Consider the following 16,393-nt stretch of genomic DNA (forward strand, 5'->3'; position numbering starts at 1 on the left):
CTAGCAGCGCCCCAACGGGGGCATCGCGCAGCGACACGGCCCGCCGACGCCCCGCCCGGCCGACGGCGGTCGGTGGCACCGATCTCGTGAAAGAGGGCTCAGTCCCGCCCGGAGGCCTGCCCGGTAGGCGCCCGCGATCCCGGTCGACCACAGCGCCCAGAGAACGAGCAACGGCTGGAAGGGGAGCCGCAGCAGCCGCTTGCGGTCGGTGTCGAGGCCGAACGCACTGATCTTGCGCCGCCACTGTGAGATATTGCCGGGGAAGATGGCGGCGAAGAAGACGGCGGCGGCGATGCCGGCCAGCTCCCCGCGGCGCCGAGCCGCGATCAGGGCGCTGCCGAGGCCGATCTCGACGACTCCCGAGGCGAGCACCACCGTGTCGTCGCTGGCGGGCACCCACGGCGGCACCTGGGCGGTGAACGCTTTCCTCGCGAAGGTGAGGTGGCTGATCCCTGCGAAGACCAAGGTCGCGCCCAGGACGATCCGGCCGACGGTGCGGGCAGTGCTCATGGATCGCCTCTCATTACGAGGGTCGTGACCCTCACTCGTCGGGGTCGGTTCCGATCACCGTCTCACGGTCGACCTCGATTTCACGTGCGCGTCGGCGGGATCGACGGTCGACGACGAGTGCGACGACGGCGCCGAGAGCTCCGAAGACGACGCCGATGAAGAGGAACAAGAAGCCGAAGATCTGCGGCGCCGTGAACTCGCCCTCGATGGGGAAGGCGAAAGTGAGGATCAGCGCGACGACGGCGCCGACGATCACGCCGGCGAGGACGAAGTTCCAGATGCGCGGCGAGCGCCGCACCCGCACGGTTTCGTGGCGCTCGGGCGGCGGCGCCTGTTCGTCGGTCATGATGGGTCTCCTCCACGGGGCAAGCCGGGCAGCGGCAGCACGGCGGACAGGTCGGCTCGCGTGCCCGACGCCGTCACGATGGCGTCGTCGACCGCGTCGGCGAAGCGAATGCGTCCCGTCGCGAGCCCGAGCCAGGTGGCGGCGTCCATCTCAACGACGTTGGGCGGCGTGCCGCGCGTGTGGCGGGGGCCGGGGATGCATTGGACGGCTCCGAACGGCGGCACCCTCACCTCGACGGTGTTGCCTTCGGCGCGCTCGGCCAGGAGCTGCAGCGTGTACCGCACCGCCGTGGCGAGCACGGGACGCGCCGGCGGTGTGGCGCCGACGGCGGCGGCGACGGCCGAGAGGCCCTCGTCGTCTGCGATGCGTACTCGTGCCACCCCTCAACGGTACCCTCCGCCCGCCGATAGCCTGGTCGGGTGCGAATACTCGTCCTCGGCACCGGCGCCCGCGAACACGCGATCGCCGACGCGCTCCTGACCACTCCCGGCGGCCACGACGTGGTGGTGTCCCCCGGCAACGACGGCATCGCCGAGACGACGTCCCTCGTGCGCCTGTCGGACATCACCGACGGGGACGCGGTCTCGGAGTTCGCGTTGGCGAACGACATCGACCTCATCGTCGTCGGACCCGAGGCGCCGCTGATCGAGGGAGTCGCCGACGCCCCCCGTGAACGCGGCATCCCGGTCTTCGGCCCCGGTCGCGCGGCCGCGCAGATCGAGGGCAGCAAGGCGTTCGCGAAGCGGATCATGGAACTCGCCGGAGTCCCGACGGGGCGGGCGGAGCGGGCCGGCACCCTCGCAGAGGCGGAGGCCGCGCTCGACGATCACGGGGCCCCCTACGTGGTGAAGGCCGACGGACTCGCCGCGGGCAAGGGCGTGCTGGTCACGGAGGACCGCGACGCGGCGCTCGGTCACGTGCGGCACTGGCTGCCGTCGGGACCGGTACTGATCGAGGAGTTCCTCACCGGCGACGAGGTGTCGCTGTTCTTCCTGAGCGACGGCCACGACGTGCTGCCCCTGTCGCCGGCGCAGGACTATAAGCGCCTGCGCGACGGCGACCTCGGCCCCAACACCGGAGGGATGGGCGCCTACTCCCCCCTCCCCTGGCTCGCCGACCGCTTCGGCAGCGAACGCGCTTTCGTGCAGCGGGTGCTCGACGAGGTCGCGCAGCCGGTAGTCCGTCAGCTGGAAGACGAGGGCACGCCCTTCATCGGCCTGCTTTACTGCGGCCTCATCCTCGACGGCGACCGCATCAGCGTCATCGAGTTCAACGCCCGCTTCGGCGACCCCGAGACCCAGGTCGTGCTGCCCCGCCTTCGCTCCCCGCTCGGCGAGCTGCTGCACGCGGCCGCGTCCGGGGAGCTCGGCGGCCGCGACTGGCCCGAGTTCGACGACAGCGTCGCCGTAGGGGTGGTGCTCGCGAGCGAGGGCTATCCGGAAGCGCCGGTCGTCGGCCGACCGATCACCGGCTTCCGCGAGGCCCTCGAGGTGCCCGGCACCCGGATCGACCACGCGGCCACCGCGTGGAGCGACGATCATGAGGCCATGGTCAGCGCGGGCGGACGGGTGCTCACCGTCGTCGCGGTCGGCGACGACTTCCGAGCGGCCCGGGACCGCGCCTACCAGTCGATCTCGCATCTGCGGCTCGAGGGCGCCCAGTACCGACACGACATCGCCGAGAAGGTGACCCGATGAGCGCAGAGATCCCCGGATGGGAGCACATCTACTCGGGCAAGGTCCGCGACCTGTACCGCCCCGACGGGCATCTCGACGGTGACGGCGCCCCGCTGCTCGTCGTCGCGAGCGACCGCGTCAGCGCCTTCGATCATGTGCTCGAACCCGGCATCCCCGGCAAGGGCGACCTTCTCACCACCCTCAGCCTCTGGTGGTTCGCGCATCTCGGGGTCCCCAACCACCTCCTCGACGAGCAGCAGGTGCCCAGCGAGGTCGCCGGGCGCGCGATGCTGGTGCGCGACCTCGAGATGTTCCCCATCGAGTGCGTCGTCCGCGGGTATCTGTCCGGCAGCGGCTGGGCCGAGTACCAGCAGACCCAGAGCGTGTGCGGCGTCGCACTGCCCGCCGGGCTCCGCAACGGCGACCGTCTTCCCGAGCCGATCTACACGCCCGCCTACAAGGCCCCGCTCGGCGAGCACGACGAGAACATCACCTTCGAGCGCACGGCCGAACTGGTCGGAACCGAGGTCGCGTCCGAGCTGCGGCGACTCTCGCTCGAGATCTTCCGCGCCGCGTCGACGACCGCGGCCGCGCGGGGCGTGATCCTCGCCGACACGAAGTTCGAGTTCGGTCGCGACGCGGACGGAGTCATCCGCCTCGCCGACGAGGTGCTGACGAGCGACTCGAGCCGGTTCTGGGACGAGGAGGCCTGGCTCGCCGGCGTCCGCGATCAGAGCTTCGACAAGCAGATCGTGCGCGATTGGCTGAAGGCGCACTGGGACGGCACCGGGCAGCCGCCCGCGCTTCCCGCCGAGATCGTGGAGCGCACCTCCGCGCGGTACGCCGAACTGATCGACCGCATCACCGCCTGACCGTCCTGGTTCCGGCACTCAATCACTCGCTCGCCAGGTCGCCCGCGGATCATTGGCCGACTTGCCGTCCCACTTCACCAGTCCTTCATCTCGTAGCGCGTTCAGCTGCTTGATGAGGGTGGGTCGGCTAAGGCCAGTGAGCTGACGGAGTTCACCAGTGCCGAGAGCTGATGCTTCCCGGCGCAACACTGCTAGCGTCTCGAGGGAGTTGCGGGGCAGCCGCTCGATAACGTCTGCCGAGATCCTTGATACCGCCGACAAGGTGAGATGTACTCCCCCGCTGGTCTGCACGTAGGCCGGATCGGTTAGTCCCCGGGAACGCATCTCATCGAACATTCGTCGGATCCCCTCCCCCATCTCCTGAGTGATGCGAAGATCAGTGCACACCCGAGCGATGCGCGGATTTCGTGCGTAGCGACTGATATCCAGGGGATTCCTCGGATCGGCGAGTCCCGGAAATCGACCGGGACTCGACACTTCGATCCTGTTCGGGAATATCTCGACTCGAACGTGGTCGCCGACAAGGCTGTAAGAGCGGTGCACAACGGCGTTCACAAGTCCTTCCAACCAAGCATCTCGGGGCACAATCGGAATGTCATCGAAGCGACCGTCGTCACTCAGCGCGCGACGTTTGGGCTGCCAGTCGTCGATCACACGCCGGGCCTCTTCAATCACGTACGGGATTGGTCCCTCGACCCTCACGTCATATCCCGCATCGACGTTCATATCCGCGCCTGACCCTCTTCGCTCGTCTCGATAACGAAGGATGCGGACATACGCCTGTGGGAACCGCTCACTCGGATTCGGCGAGAACAGCAGATATCCGGCCACAGTGACGACACCGTCGGCCGTAAGCAGCCCCCTGTTACGCAACATCTGGGTGTGAGTTCCCGAGAAACCCGCGCTGCCCCGGTAGTGGCCGAGCAGATCGGCGTCTAGGTCTTTCACCCCGACGCTCGCGACGGATGTACCGTCGAATTGGGAAGCTCCACGATCGAAGTGCAGCTCCTGTCGCTGAGCGAAACCGAGTTTTCGAGATTCGTCGCCGACACGCAGATAGCAGTCGCCGTTCCTCAACTCGTGCACCATTTCGCCCGGCTCGACCCGGAAGGCTAGGAGCACGTCGGTCTCCCCCTGCTGGTTGATGCACGCGACCTGGCTCGCGTGTACCCGAACGGGAGGCGAGGTGAAGTCGATCGACGCCTGCCGCAGCGCGTTGGTCTTCTGTGGATCTGACTTGGTCCCTTCGACAACTCCGTCGTGGACACCTACAAGCACAGTGCCTCCCTCCGCGTTCGCTAGAGCCACCAGTGCCACAGCCAAGTCGCGGGGTTGGATTCGCGCTGATTTCCGCTCAAACCATTGATCCTCGATGAGGGCTATCACAGCGGGCCCCGTCTCGCGGATTGATGCCCCTAGGGCTCGATCCACCTCGTTGGAAGACATGCAGGTACTCTAAAACCTTTACAGTACGAGCGAGCTGCCAGCATCGGCGTGGCGCAAAGCGCATCACCCGCCGACCGCTTTCGCGGTGTGCGCCTCGGGCGCGATCAGCCCTTCACCGCCTGCAGTGTGTAGGTCAGCGGGATGCTCGGCCGTTCGGGGATGAGCGCGAACTCGTCGAACTCCTCCCTCTCGACCATCTGCCCGGGCAAGGCGAGCCAGGGCACCGTGTCGTGCTCGATGAGCATGGTGAGTCGCATGCCGTGCCGCAGCAGGGCGGTGACGATCTCGCCGATGCCGTGATTCCACTCGTACGTCTTCGTCGCGGTGAGCGGACGATCGGTCTCGACGTAGCTCTCGTCGCCGTCGAAGATCAGCGGCTCCTCCCGTTCGAAGTAGGGGTACCCGAACGCGAGGACATCGGAGCGCGAGTCGTCGAGTGCCCACAGCACCGGATGTCCTTCGCGGATGAAGAGCCTGCCGCCCGGCTTCAGCAGCGCCGCGACCGTCTGCGCCCACCGGTCGATGTCCGGCAACCAGCAGAGCGCACCGACCCCGGTGTAGACGAGGTCGAAGGACCCGGGCTCGAGCAGGTCGGTCGCCGCATAGACGTCGGACTGCACGAACTCGACCGGGTCACCCGTGCGAGACACCAGAGCCCGCGCCGCCTGCACCGCCTCGCCCGAGAAGTCGAGGCCGACGACATCGGCGCCGAGTCGCGCGAGGGAGAGGGTGTCGGTGCCGATGTGGCACTGCAGATGCACCGTTCGCGCCCCGCGGATGTCGCCCAACCGTCCACGGTCGAACCGCACCACATCGGAGAGCAGCGACGGATCGTCGGCGAAGCGCCCGACACGGTAGCCGGAGTCATCCGACGCGGAATGCAGCACCGCCCGGTCGTCCCAGTTTGCGCGGTTCGTCTGCTGATACGTGTCGTCCCACTGGCTGTCCACGGCGATCCCTCCGCCCGGGCGCCTCCGCGTACCGAGCCGACCAGAATACCGGGGCGGCTCCGATCCGGCGAGGGTCAATTCATTCAGCTTCTTAGCGAATTCGCCCCGTATGGTGAGCGCGACCGGAAGGACTGCAATGCTCCGACAGATCGCCGTGGCCGTCAGCGCGGCCGTCGCCCTCATCGCCTCGTTCATCGGCTCGGGAGCCGCGGGCGGGACGCCGATCGCCGAAGCGGCCGGAGGCGCCTTGGCCGCCGACGCCACCGTGATCGCACCCGGCGGCCCCGCCTTCGGCATCTGGAGCGTCATCTACGCGGGCCTCGTCGCCTACGCGGTGTGGCAGCTTCTGCCCGGCCACCGAGACGACCTCCGGCAGCGACGGCTCGCACCGTGGGCGATCGCGTCACTGCTGCTCAACGGGGCGTGGATCCTCTGCGTGCAGTTCGATCTGCTCTGGCTGACCGTTCCCGTGATCGCGGCTCTCCTCGTCGTGCTCGCCCGCATCTTCCTGCTGCTCGTCTCCTCGCATCCGAGCAGCAGAATCGAGGCCGTGCTGGTCGACGGCACCTTCGGGCTCTATCTCGGCTGGGTGAGCGTCGCGACCATCGCGAACGTCGCCGCCGCGCTCACCGCAGCGGGCTTCGACGGCTTCGGGTTCCCCGCGGACGCGTGGGGAACCGCGGTCGCGCTCGTCGCCGGCACGGTCGGCGTTCTCCTGGCGGTCCGCGGCCGAGGTCGATTGGCTCCCGCACTGTCGCTGTCCTGGGGACTCGTCTGGGTCGCCGTCGCGCGACTGACCGACGCGCCGGAGGCGCCGCTCACCGCGATCGCCGCTCTCGTCGCCGTCGCGGCGACGCTCCTCAGCACCGTCGCGATCCGCGCGCGTGCCGGCTGGATCGCGCCGCCGACGCCCGTCGCCCGCCCTTCCGAGAGGTCGAGCACGCGCGTACAATAAGTGACGTGTCAACCAAATCCGGAGCGGACTCGCTCGCCTCTGCCACCGATGTCGGCGCCGTCACCCTCAAGGTCGCCGATCTCGACGCCATGATCGGGTACTACCGCGACGGCGTCGGTCTCGAGCTGCTCGAGCAGCAGGGCGACGGCGCCGTGCTCGGTCGCGGCGAGCGCCGCGCACTGGTCCTGCAGCAGGACCGCACGCTCCGTCACGCATCCCCCAGTCAGGCCGGGCTCTATCACACCGCCTTCCTCTTCCCGGAGGCGAGCGAGCTGGCTGCGTCGGTGTACTCGGTGGCCCGCAAGTACGGCACCTCGTTCACTGGCAGCTCCGATCACCTCGTCTCGAAGGCGCTGTACTTCAACGACGTGGAGGGCAACGGCGTCGAGCTCTACTGGGACCGGCCGCGCGACGAGTGGCAGTGGGACGGCGACACCGTGCGCATGGGCACCGTGTACCTCGACCCCAACCGCTTCCTCCAGGAGAACCTGACCGAGGCCGGCTCGGTGCAAGGCGTCCAGGGCGACGCCGGAGTCGGCCACGTGCACCTGAAGGTCGGCGATATCGCGACCGCGAAGGCCTTCTACGTGGACACCCTCGGCTTCGATGTCACCGCCGAGTTCGGCGCGCAGGCCTTATTCGTCTCCGCCGGCGGCTACCACCACCACCTCGGCATGAACACGTGGGAGAGCGCGGGTGCCGGCCAGCGCACTCCCGCCCTCGGACTCGGCGAGATCAGCATCGAGGTTCCGTCGGCCGACGACCTCGGAGCGTTGCGCGAACGGCTCGGCTCCCGCGGTGTCGCGATCCGCGAGGTGGGCGACGCCGTCCGGTTCGACGACCCGTGGGCGAACCAGATCACGGTGCGGTCAGCGGCGAGCTAGCCGGAAGGCGCAGACCCTCGACGATCCTCACTGCGGTCAGAGCGTCTTGACGAGCCCTCCGTCGATGAGGAAGTCCGCGCCGTTGACATTGCCGGCACGGCCACTCGCTAGTAGCAGGACGAGGTCGGCGACCTCACCGGGCTCGGTGAAGCGTCCGGTGCTGAACCCGCCCTGACTCTCGACGACTCGCGCCTTCGCGGTCTCGAAGTCGACGCCCAGGTTTCTGGCGGCGGTCGCGGCGACACCGGAGTCACCGAGCCAGAGGTCGGTGGCGACCGGCCCGGGGCTGATGCTGTTGAAGCGGATGCCGCTCGGGCCGAACTCCTTCGACAGCGCCTTGGTCAGGTTCCACAGCGCCGCCTTCGCCGCGCTGTAGTCGATGACGCCGGGGTCTGGAAGAAACGCGTTCACCGACCCGATGGTGACCACCGTGCCGCCGCCGCGGGCGCGTATCGCCGGGATCGCGGCGCGGGTGGATCTCAGTGCCGAGAGGAAGCTGAGGTTGAGGGTCGAGAGCCACTCTTCGTCGGAGATCGCGAGGAACCCTCGTTGCGCACCGTCACCGCCCCGACGTTGTTGACCAGCACGTCGAGCCCACCTAATGAGTCGACGGCAGCGTCGACCAGCCGCGCCGGACCGGCCGGGTCGGAGAAATCGACGGGGACGAAAACGACCCGGCCTCCTTCGACCAGCTCCGTGATCGCGGCCGTCTCGGACCGAGCTCCGGCGACGACGACCGCGCCCTCGTCGACCAGCGCCCGGACGACGGCGAGCCGATGCCCTTGCTCGCGCCCGTGACGATGGCGATCTTGTCGGTCAGACCCAGATCCATCAGTCGACCGCGTTCGTGAGTTCTGCTCGAATACCGATCATGGCGGTGACGATAGAGCACCCTGCCGCCCGCGGAAAGGGCCGACCGTCCCCGACCGCCGACATCGCTCACGGCGCAATATCGGCGTCGACACTGTCAGCGGAGCGGGGCACACTGGGGGCGTGCCAGAACTCCCCGAAGTGCAGGCGCTCGTCACCGACCTCGACGGCCGCCTCCGTGGACGCGTCATCGACCGCGTCGACATCGTGTCGTTCGCCGTGCTGAAGACCTTCGATCCGCCGGTGTCGGCTCTCGCAGGCGGCGTCGTCACCGGGGTCACCCGCCACGGCAAGTTCCTCGATATCGAGGTCGGCGAGCTGCACCTGATCACGCATCTGGCGCGTGCCGGCTGGCTGCGGTGGCGCTCCGCCGCACCCGCCCCGATGACGCGGCCGGGCAAGGGGCCGCTCGCCGCGCGCCTCGTGCTCGATGACGGATCCGGATTCGACATCACCGAAGCGGGGACGAAGAAATCGCTGGCGATGTACGTCACCCGCGACCCGGCGTCGGTGCCCGGCATCGAGCGACTCGGCCCCGATCCGCTCCAGCCGGAGTTCACCGAGGAGGTCTTCGCCGGCATCCTCGCCGCCGCGGGGCGCGCGCAGATCAAAGGCGTACTGCGCAACCAGTCGAACATCGCCGGAATCGGCAACGCCTACTCCGACGAGATCCTGCACGTCGCGCGGATGTCCCCGTTCAAGCCGGCGTCGATGGGCGCCGACGAGGTGCACCAGCTCTACCTCGCCCTGCAGGACACCCTGCGGCAGGCTGTCGCTCGCGCCGACGGGGTCGCCGCCTCCGAACTGAAGAAGGAGAAGAAGGAGGGCCTGCGGGTACACGGCCGCACCGGGCAGGCGTGCCCGGTCTGCGGTGACACCATCCGTCAGGTCATCTACTCCGACTCGACCTTCCAGTACTGCCCCACCTGTCAGACCGGCGGCAAGCCGCTCGCCGACCGGGTGCTGTCGCGCCTGCTCAAGTAGCGCTCACCCGGCCCTGCCGAGTCGTGGGCGTCCGATCGCGAACCACAACACCGCGCCGACCACCGGCACGATGAGGACGACGAGCACCCAGATGGCGCGCTCCGCACCCGAGATGCCGTCCGCGCGCGCGATGCTGACGAATGCCAGAACCCAGACGGCCGCGAGGGCGAGGACCGCCAGGATGATGAGCAGGTGCCATCCGGCGAGATTCGAGAACATGCACGACAGTCTCGCCGGGGCCGCGTACTGTCGACAACCTCGCGGCGACACGGTCGGACGCGCTCGCTAGGGTCGAGGTCATGGCTGCACCTCGCGTTCTGTTCATCGGCGGCAAAGGGATCATCAGCACCGCCGCCGGCCGCCTCGCCGTCGAGAGGGGCATGGACCTCACACTCCTCAACCGCGGAAAGGACACCACCCGCGCCGTCGCCGACGGGGTGAAGCAGATCATCGGCGACGCCACCGACCCCGATTCCATGCGCGCGGCCATCGGCTCCGACGAATACGACGTCGTCGTCAACTTCCACTCCTTCACCCCGCAACAGGCGGCCGCTGACGTCGAGCTGTTCTCGGGCCGCGTCGGCCACTACGTCTACATCTCCTCGGCGTCGGCGTACCAGAAGCCCGTCGAGCACCTTCCGATCACCGAGTCGACGCCGCTGCGCAACCCGTACTGGCAGTACTCTCGCGACAAGATCGCGAGCGAAGAGGTACTCACCGCCGCCTACCGTGAGTCCGCGTTCCCGGTCACCGTCGTGCGCCCCTCGCACACGTACGACCGCACTTCGATCCCGATCGTCGGGCACTGGACCGCGGTCGATCGCATCCGACGAGGCAAGCCCGTGATCGTGCCGGGCGATGGCACCAGCCTCTGGACCCTCACCCACACCGACGACTTCGCTCGCGCGTTCGTCGGGCTGCTCGGTGAGACTCGAGCGGTCGGCGAGGCGGTGCACATCACCTCCGACGAAGCGCTGACCTGGAACCAGATCACCACCCTCGTCGCGCGCGCAGCCGGGCGCGAGCCCGAGCTCGTCCACATCGCCAGCGAGTCGATCGGCGCCGAGCTGCCCGACATCGGCCCCGGCCTGGTCGGCGACAAGTCGAACTCCGTGATCTTCGACAACAGCAAGATCAAGTCGCTGGTGCCCGGCTGGGTCGCGACCATCCCCTATCGCGTCGGGGTGCACGAGGCGATCGACTGGCACGACGCCGACGAGTCCCGCCGCGAGGTCGACCCCGAGCTCGACGCCGCGTTCGACCGCCTCGTCGAGCGCCACACCCGCTGAGCCGACCGCACCGTCTCGTAGACTGGTGCGGTTCGCAACGAGAGCCCGCTCTGAGAGGTGGCCAGTGCCCACGATCGTCGTCGAAGTCATGCCCAAGGCCGAGCTCCTCGACCCGCAGGGCAAGGCGGTGACCGGAGCGCTGCACCGCCTCGGCAAGGCCGAGTTCACCGGTGTCCGCATCGGCAAGCGCTTCGAGCTGACGGTCGACGGGCCGGTCGATGACGCGGTGCTCGCCGAGGTGCGCGGGATCGCCGAGAGCCTGCTCTCCAACTCCGTCATCGAAGACGTCGTCGCGGTCCGCGAGCTGGAGCGCGTCTGATGCGCATCGGCGTGATCACCTTCCCCGGGTCGCTCGACGACCGGGATGCGCAGCGCGCGATCCGCATCGCCGGAGGCACTCCAGTTCCGCTCTGGCACGGCGACCACGACCTGCAGGGGGTCGACGCGATCGTGCTGCCCGGCGGGTTCAGCTACGGCGACTACCTGCGCTGCGGCGCGATCGCCGCGGTGTCGCCCATCATGACCGAGGTCATCGCCGGCGCGAACGCGGGTCTGCCGGTGCTCGGCATCTGCAACGGCTTCCAGATGCTCACCGAGACCCACCTGCTGCCCGGCGGCTTGATCCGCAACGAGGCCGGGCACTTCGTCTGCCGCGACCAGACCCTGCGGGTCGAGAATGCATCGACGACCTGGACCAACGGGTTCACCGAGGGCGACGAGATCGTGATCCCGCTGAAGAACGGCGAGGGCGGCTACATCGCCGACGCCGAGACCGTCGCCCGTCTCGAAGGCGAAGGCCGCGTGGTCTTCCGCTACCTCGGCGCGAACCCGAACGGGTCGGTCAACGACATCGCGGGAGTGAGCAACGAGCGCGGCAACGTCGTGGGCCTGATGCCGCATCCCGAGCACGCCGTCGAACCGGGATTCGGTCCCGACACCAGCGCGGCGATGCGGTCGGGCGTCGACGGCCTCACGCTCTTCCGCTCCGCCCTCGAGAGCGTCCTGGCCGTCTGATGTCGTTCCAGGCGTACCTCGACAACATCGAGACGAAGACCGGCCTGACACCGCGACAGTTCGTCGAGCTGGCGCACGAGCGCGGACTCGATGCCCCCGGCACCAAGGCCGGCGCGATCGTCGAATGGCTGGCCGCCGACTACGAGCTCGGTCGCGGCCACGCGATGGCGCTCGTGCACGTCATTCAGAAGGGGCCGAAGATCTCGGCCAAGCACGTCGGTCGTCCGGGTACCCACGCCGACGAGACGGACGAGCTGTGGCTCGACGGGCAGGCCACCCGCCCCTGGTGAGCCACGTGCGCTGACTCCCGAGATCCGATATTGCGGGCAGGAACGTACGTTCCGGACCGTCCTCGCGCCCGGAACGTGCGTTCTCAGCGGCGTGGACGCCGGCGTACGCGGGCTGACGCCCGTCAGGCGGTGCCGGCGGAAGTCGTCGGTGCACCATCCGCCGACTCCGTCGCTGCGGCGACCACGTTGCGCACCAGGGTTTCGAGCACGGCGATGTCGACGTCCTCGAGCCGCTTGAGGTACACGCACCCCTTGCCCGTCGTATAGGTGCCGAGCTGTTCGAACAGCGGGTCGGGTTCGTCGTCGTAGGCCGAGTACAGGCCGTAGAGCGTGAGCTGCGTCTTGCGCGGGGAGAACCCGACGAGGAACGTGTCCCCCTCGCGCCCGCTGGCGTATTTGTAGTGAACGGCGCCGAAGCCGACCATGCTGGGACCCCACATCACCGCGGGCAGGCCCGTCACGTGCTCGAAGAGGTCCTTGAGTCGGAATCCTTCAGCCCTGCGGCGTTCGTCCGGAACCGCGCGGAGGAACTCGTCGACGTCGACCGGGGTCGGGGCGGTGGCCGCACTCATGGGCGAAAGGGTAGACCCCCGCGCCGAACGTCGCCAGATTCGGCGCGATCGTCGCGAGGGTCATTCACCGTGCTCATTCGGCGAGAGTGCCGTACATCTCCTTGCGGAGAGCGTCCAGCTTGCCCGCGAACGCGGTGCGCTGCTCGGGAGTCGCCTCCGTGTAGAACTGCTTGGTCGCCTTGGCGAGCTTCATGAACGCCGTCCAGAACTCGTCGACGTCGCCGTCGCGGCCGGGAAGGCCACCCAGTGCGGCCTCGACCGCCTCGGCGTTGTCGGCGAGGAAGGCGCGGCCTTCGTCGGTGAGGGAGTAGACATCGCCGCGGCCGGAACCGGCGCCGGTGACGAGGCCCTCGTCGACCAGCTGCTGCAGCGTGGGGTAGACCGAGCCCGGGCTCGGGCGCCAGCGTCCCTCCGTCTTCTCGGAGATGGCCCGGATGAGTCCGTAGCCGTTGGACTCCTGCTCGCCGAGGAGCGAGAGAATCACGAGGCGGACATCACCGCGACGGGCGCGCGACCGGCCTCGAGGGCCGCCGAACGGACCGAAGTCAGGGCCGAAACCTCCGAAGCCAGGGCCGAAGCCCCCGGGGAAACCGTGGCCGTGCGGGCCCCGGTGAGCGAAACGTGCGCCACGTCGGGCGTCTTTCTGAGTGTTGGGGTCGAACATCGCGTTCTTCCTTCCTGATCTGTTGTGATACATAACGATATATCGGAACAGTCGGAAGTGCAAGAGGTCTTCTCCTCCAGCCGCCGCAGTGGTTGAGTACCCGTGAGAACCGCACGGCGACGATCGACGGAGGCGACCATGGAGATCTCGGCCGGAACGACCCTCAGCGCGACGCCCGCGGGCGTCGACCTCGTGCTCGTGCGCGGTGTGGCCCGTCCCATCCAGGACGTGTGGCGCGGCGTCACCGAGCCCGACCGGACCGCCGCCTGGTTCGGCACATGGCGCGGCGACGCCCGGCCCGGCGAGGCCATCGAGGTGCAGATGGCCTTCGAGGAGGGGGCACCCTGGACCCGAGTCATTATCGAGCGATGCGATGCGCCGCACCTGCTCGCGGTGGAGACGGAGCCCGAGGTCGGGGGCTGGAAGCTCGAACTGCAGCTGACGGAGATCGATGCCGGCACCGAGGTGCGCTTCATCCACCATCTCGCGTCGTCCGACGGCATCGGCGAGATCGGGCCGGGATGGGAGTACTACCTGGATCTGCTCGCCGCCTCGTTCACGGGAGTTCCGCGGCGGACGTTCGACGACTACTACCCGGCATTGCAGGGCGACTACGAGGCCCTCGCGCGGAGCACCCCCGACGCCTCGTAGACTCGACTGGTTCGGCGTTCGCGAGCCCCGAGGAGCACCTGCCACCGTGACCGGATCCGCCCCCACCACCGTCGTCGACTCGGTCGAGAATGCGCAGAGGACTCCTGAGAAGGAGCAGCCGTACGCCGCCCTCGGCCTGAAGGACGACGAATTCGCGAAGATCCGCGAGATCCTCGGCCGCCGTCCCACGAGCGGCGAGCTCGCGATGTACTCGGTGATGTGGAGCGAGCACTGCTCGTACAAGAGCAGCAAGGTGTGGCTGCGGCAGTTCGGGCAGAAGGTCAGCCCCGCCATGAAGAAGGACCTCATGGTCGGCATGGGCGAGAACGCCGGCGTCGTCGATGTCGGCGGCGGCTGGGCCGTCACCTTCAAGATCGAGAGCCACAACCACCCGAGCTACATCGAGCCGTTCCAGGGCGCGGCCACCGGCGTCGGCGGCATCGTGCGCGACATCATCTCCATGGGCGCGCGCCCGGTCGCCGTCATGGATGCGCTGCGTTTCGGCGCGATCGACGACCCCGACACCGCCCGCGTCGTGCATGGCGTGACGAGTGGTATCAGCTTCTACGGCAACTGCCTCGGCCTGCCGAACATCGGCGGCGAGACCTACTTCGACCCGGTGTACCAGGCGAACCCGCTGGTCAACGCGCTCGCGGTCGGCGTCCTCCGCCACGAGGACCTGCACCTCGCGAACGCGCGCGGTGTCGGCAACAAGGTCGTGCTCTTCGGGGCTCGCACCGGCGGCGACGGCATCGGCGGCGCGTCCATCCTCGCCTCCGACACCTTCGCCGAGGGCGGCCCCACCAAGCGTCCCGCCGTGCAGGTCGGCGACCCCTTCGCCGAGAAGGTGCTCATCGAGTGCTGCCTCGAGCTGTTCGCGGGCGACCTCGTCGAGGGCATCCAGGACCTCGGCGCCGCCGGCATCAGCTGCGCGACGAGCGAGCTGGCCTCGAACGGCGACGGCGGCATGTCCGTCGACCTCGACTCCGTGCTTCTTCGCGACCCCACGCTCACGGCTGAGGAGATCCTCATGTCCGAGAGCCAGGAGCGCATGATGGCCATCGTCAAGCCCGAGAAGCTCGCCGGATTCATGGCGGTCGTCGAGAAGTGGGATGTCGAGACCAGCGTGCTCGGGGAGGTCACCGACACCGGTCGTCTCGAGATCCGCTGGCGCGGCGAGAAGATCGTCGACGTCGACCCGCGCACCGTCGCCGTCGACGGGCCGGTCTACGAGCGACCCATCAGCTACCCGACCTGGCTCGACGCACTGCAGGCCGACAGCGCCGCAGGGCTCACCCGCCCCACTGACGGCGACGAGCTGCGCGAGCAGATCATCCGTCTCACCGCGAGCCCGAACCTGGCCGACAAGAGCTGGATCACCGACCAGTACGACCGATACGTGCTCGGCAACACGGCGCTCAGCTTCCCCGACGACGGCGGCATGGTGCGCGTCGACGAGGAGAGCGGGCTCGGCTTCGCCGTCGCGACCGACGCGAACGGCCGCTACTGCCAGCTCGACCCGCGTCGGGGAGCGCAGCTCGCGCTCGCTGAGGCGTACCGCAACGTCGCCGTCACCGGCGCGACCCCGGTCGCCGTCTCCGACTGCCTCAACTTCGGCTCACCCGAGAACCCCGAGGTGATGTGGCAGTTCTCGCAGTCGGTCGAGGGTCTCGCCGACGGCTGCCTCGAGCTCGAGATCCCCGTCACGGGCGGCAACGTGTCGTTCTACAACCAGACCGGTACGCAGCCCATCCACCCGACGCCCGTCGTCGGTGTGCTCGGCGTCATCGACGACGTGGCCCGTCGCGTTCCGTCGGGATGGCAGGACGAGGGCCACAACATCTACCTGCTCGGCACGACCGCGCTCGAGCTCGACGGCTCGGCGTGGGCGGGCACCGTGCACGGCCACCTCGGCGGACGTCCGCCGGCCGTCGACCTGCCGCGGGAGAAGCGCCTCGCCGGGCTGCTCGCCGCGGGTGCGAAGGAGGGCCTGCTCGGCTCGGCGCACGACCTCGCCGACGGCGGCCTCGCGCAGGCCATCGTCGAGTCGTCGCTGCGTTTCGGTGTCGGTGCGCGGATCTGGCTGACCGAGCTGTGCGAGCGCGACGGCATCGACGCGGCGACCGCGCTGTTCAGCGAGTCGACGGGACGCGTGCTCGTCTCGGTGCCGCGTGAGGACGATGTCCGCTTCGTCGGGCTCTGCGAGGCCCGTGGTTACCCGGTGCTGCGCATCGGCGTGACCGACGGGGGTGCGGGCGACGACCCGGCCATCGAGATCCAGGGCCTCTGCGGCATCGGCCTAGACGAACTGCGTACCGCCTCCGAGGCCACCCTCCCCACCCACTTCGCCTAGGTAGGGCGTTCCGGGCTAGGCCGAATCCCGGGCTCATCAGACCCGCTCGGTCCTTCTCCGGTCGTCG

Annotated in this window: 21 protein-coding genes; 11 read left to right on the forward strand and 10 right to left on the reverse strand. The window is 68.8% G+C overall.

Annotation, left to right across the window (positions count from 1 at the left end; genetic code table 11):
* From NGH83_RS14285 to NGH83_RS14295, 3 genes are read right to left on the reverse strand one after another with little or no spacing between them, the layout of a single operon-like run.
* Positions 1-510 carry a hypothetical protein gene (locus tag NGH83_RS14285; protein ID WP_371872694.1) on the reverse strand — a complete coding sequence of 170 codons (510 nt, stop codon included), beginning with the start codon at positions 508-510 and terminating at the stop codon, positions 1-3.
* 31 nt (positions 511-541) lie between these two features.
* The gene (locus NGH83_RS14290) at positions 542-856 is read right to left on the reverse strand and encodes a hypothetical protein (RefSeq protein ID WP_251856917.1); all 315 of its coding nucleotides are present in this window, start codon (positions 854-856) and stop codon (positions 542-544) included.
* Entirely contained in the window at positions 853-1,236 is a 384-nt protein-coding gene (locus NGH83_RS14295; protein WP_251856918.1) for a sterol carrier family protein, read from the reverse strand. Before NGH83_RS14295 ends, NGH83_RS14290 begins: the two co-directional genes overlap by 4 nt.
* Before the next feature lie 39 nt (positions 1,237-1,275).
* Between NGH83_RS14295 and purD the strand changes: the two genes are divergently transcribed.
* Entirely contained in the window at positions 1,276-2,553 is a 1,278-nt protein-coding gene (gene purD / locus NGH83_RS14300) for a phosphoribosylamine--glycine ligase (RefSeq protein ID WP_251856919.1), read from the forward strand.
* Positions 2,550-3,404: a phosphoribosylaminoimidazolesuccinocarboxamide synthase gene (locus tag NGH83_RS14305; protein WP_251856920.1), complete on the forward strand. Its 855-nt coding sequence runs from the start codon at positions 2,550-2,552 to the stop codon at positions 3,402-3,404. Before purD ends, NGH83_RS14305 begins: the two co-directional genes overlap by 4 nt.
* Positions 3,405-3,422: 18 nt before the next feature.
* Here NGH83_RS14305 and NGH83_RS14310 read toward each other — a convergent pair whose 3' ends face one another.
* Positions 3,423-4,850 carry an ATP-binding protein gene (locus NGH83_RS14310; RefSeq protein ID WP_251856921.1) on the reverse strand — a complete coding sequence of 476 codons (1,428 nt, stop codon included), beginning with the start codon at positions 4,848-4,850 and terminating at the stop codon, positions 3,423-3,425.
* A 104-nt stretch (positions 4,851-4,954) separates the two neighbouring features.
* Positions 4,955-5,800, reverse strand: coding sequence for a bifunctional 2-polyprenyl-6-hydroxyphenol methylase/3-demethylubiquinol 3-O-methyltransferase UbiG (locus tag NGH83_RS14315; RefSeq protein ID WP_251856922.1), 846 nt, complete (start codon positions 5,798-5,800; stop codon positions 4,955-4,957).
* A gap of 136 nt (positions 5,801-5,936) precedes the next feature.
* Between NGH83_RS14315 and NGH83_RS14320 the strand changes: the two genes are divergently transcribed.
* Together NGH83_RS14320 and NGH83_RS14325 are read left to right on the forward strand one after the other, a co-directional pair.
* The gene (locus NGH83_RS14320; protein WP_251856923.1) at positions 5,937-6,755 is read left to right on the forward strand and encodes a TspO/MBR family protein; all 819 of its coding nucleotides are present in this window, start codon (positions 5,937-5,939) and stop codon (positions 6,753-6,755) included.
* 5 nt (positions 6,756-6,760) lie between these two features.
* Complete coding sequence (locus NGH83_RS14325; protein ID WP_251856924.1) at positions 6,761-7,639, forward strand: VOC family protein; 879 nt, start codon at positions 6,761-6,763, stop codon at positions 7,637-7,639.
* 36 nt (positions 7,640-7,675) lie between these two features.
* On the opposite strand, the gene NGH83_RS14330 is transcribed toward NGH83_RS14325, so the two are convergent.
* Together NGH83_RS14330 and NGH83_RS15360 are read right to left on the reverse strand one after the other, a co-directional pair.
* Positions 7,676-8,173, reverse strand: a complete 498-nt coding sequence (locus NGH83_RS14330) for an SDR family oxidoreductase (RefSeq protein ID WP_251858542.1) — start codon at positions 8,171-8,173, stop codon at positions 7,676-7,678.
* Positions 8,119-8,394 carry an SDR family NAD(P)-dependent oxidoreductase gene (locus NGH83_RS15360; RefSeq protein ID WP_371872802.1) on the reverse strand — a complete coding sequence of 92 codons (276 nt, stop codon included), beginning with the start codon at positions 8,392-8,394 and terminating at the stop codon, positions 8,119-8,121. Before NGH83_RS15360 ends, NGH83_RS14330 begins: the two co-directional genes overlap by 55 nt.
* A 238-nt stretch (positions 8,395-8,632) precedes the next feature.
* Between NGH83_RS15360 and NGH83_RS14335 the strand changes: the two genes are divergently transcribed.
* The gene (locus NGH83_RS14335; protein ID WP_251856925.1) at positions 8,633-9,493 is read left to right on the forward strand and encodes an Fpg/Nei family DNA glycosylase; all 861 of its coding nucleotides are present in this window, start codon (positions 8,633-8,635) and stop codon (positions 9,491-9,493) included.
* Positions 9,494-9,496: 3 nt separating this feature from the next.
* On the opposite strand, the gene NGH83_RS14340 is transcribed toward NGH83_RS14335, so the two are convergent.
* Positions 9,497-9,712 carry a PLDc N-terminal domain-containing protein gene (locus NGH83_RS14340; RefSeq protein WP_251856926.1) on the reverse strand — a complete coding sequence of 72 codons (216 nt, stop codon included), beginning with the start codon at positions 9,710-9,712 and terminating at the stop codon, positions 9,497-9,499.
* 80 nt (positions 9,713-9,792) lie between these two features.
* Between NGH83_RS14340 and NGH83_RS14345 the strand changes: the two genes are divergently transcribed.
* The 4 genes from NGH83_RS14345 to NGH83_RS14360 all read left to right on the forward strand — a co-directional run bounded on the left by NGH83_RS14345 (position 9,793) and on the right by NGH83_RS14360 (position 12,086).
* Positions 9,793-10,782 carry an NAD-dependent epimerase/dehydratase family protein gene (locus NGH83_RS14345; protein ID WP_251856927.1) on the forward strand — a complete coding sequence of 330 codons (990 nt, stop codon included), beginning with the start codon at positions 9,793-9,795 and terminating at the stop codon, positions 10,780-10,782.
* Positions 10,783-10,846: 64 nt separating this feature from the next.
* Positions 10,847-11,101 carry a phosphoribosylformylglycinamidine synthase subunit PurS gene (gene purS, locus NGH83_RS14350; protein WP_251856928.1) on the forward strand — a complete coding sequence of 85 codons (255 nt, stop codon included), beginning with the start codon at positions 10,847-10,849 and terminating at the stop codon, positions 11,099-11,101.
* A complete protein-coding gene (gene purQ, locus NGH83_RS14355; RefSeq protein ID WP_251856929.1) occupies positions 11,101-11,796 on the forward strand; it encodes a phosphoribosylformylglycinamidine synthase subunit PurQ in 696 nt (231 codons plus the stop codon). Before purS ends, purQ begins: the two co-directional genes overlap by 1 nt.
* Positions 11,796-12,086 (forward strand): DUF4287 domain-containing protein, encoded by a 291-nt coding sequence (locus NGH83_RS14360; protein ID WP_251856930.1) that lies wholly within the window; start codon positions 11,796-11,798, stop codon positions 12,084-12,086. The genes purQ and NGH83_RS14360 overlap by 1 nt, the downstream gene beginning before the upstream one ends.
* Positions 12,087-12,208: 122 nt before the next feature.
* On the opposite strand, the gene NGH83_RS14365 is transcribed toward NGH83_RS14360, so the two are convergent.
* A complete protein-coding gene (locus NGH83_RS14365; protein ID WP_251856931.1) occupies positions 12,209-12,658 on the reverse strand; it encodes a DUF1801 domain-containing protein in 450 nt (149 codons plus the stop codon).
* Positions 12,659-12,731: 73 nt separating this feature from the next.
* The gene (locus NGH83_RS14370) at positions 12,732-13,142 is read right to left on the reverse strand and encodes a PadR family transcriptional regulator (RefSeq protein WP_251856932.1); all 411 of its coding nucleotides are present in this window, start codon (positions 13,140-13,142) and stop codon (positions 12,732-12,734) included.
* Positions 13,143-13,460: 318 nt separating this feature from the next.
* On the opposite strand from NGH83_RS14370, the gene NGH83_RS14375 reads away from it, so the two are divergent.
* A complete protein-coding gene (locus NGH83_RS14375; RefSeq protein ID WP_251856933.1) occupies positions 13,461-13,973 on the forward strand; it encodes an SRPBCC family protein in 513 nt (170 codons plus the stop codon).
* A 46-nt stretch (positions 13,974-14,019) separates the two neighbouring features.
* Complete coding sequence (purL, locus tag NGH83_RS14380) at positions 14,020-16,326, forward strand: phosphoribosylformylglycinamidine synthase subunit PurL (RefSeq protein WP_251856934.1); 2,307 nt, start codon at positions 14,020-14,022, stop codon at positions 16,324-16,326.
* Positions 16,327-16,393 lie beyond the last annotated feature (67 nt).

Origin of the sequence: Herbiconiux sp. L3-i23, from assembly GCF_023734115.1 — a bacterium.
Classification (GTDB): Bacteria; Actinomycetota; Actinomycetes; order Actinomycetales; family Microbacteriaceae; genus Naasia.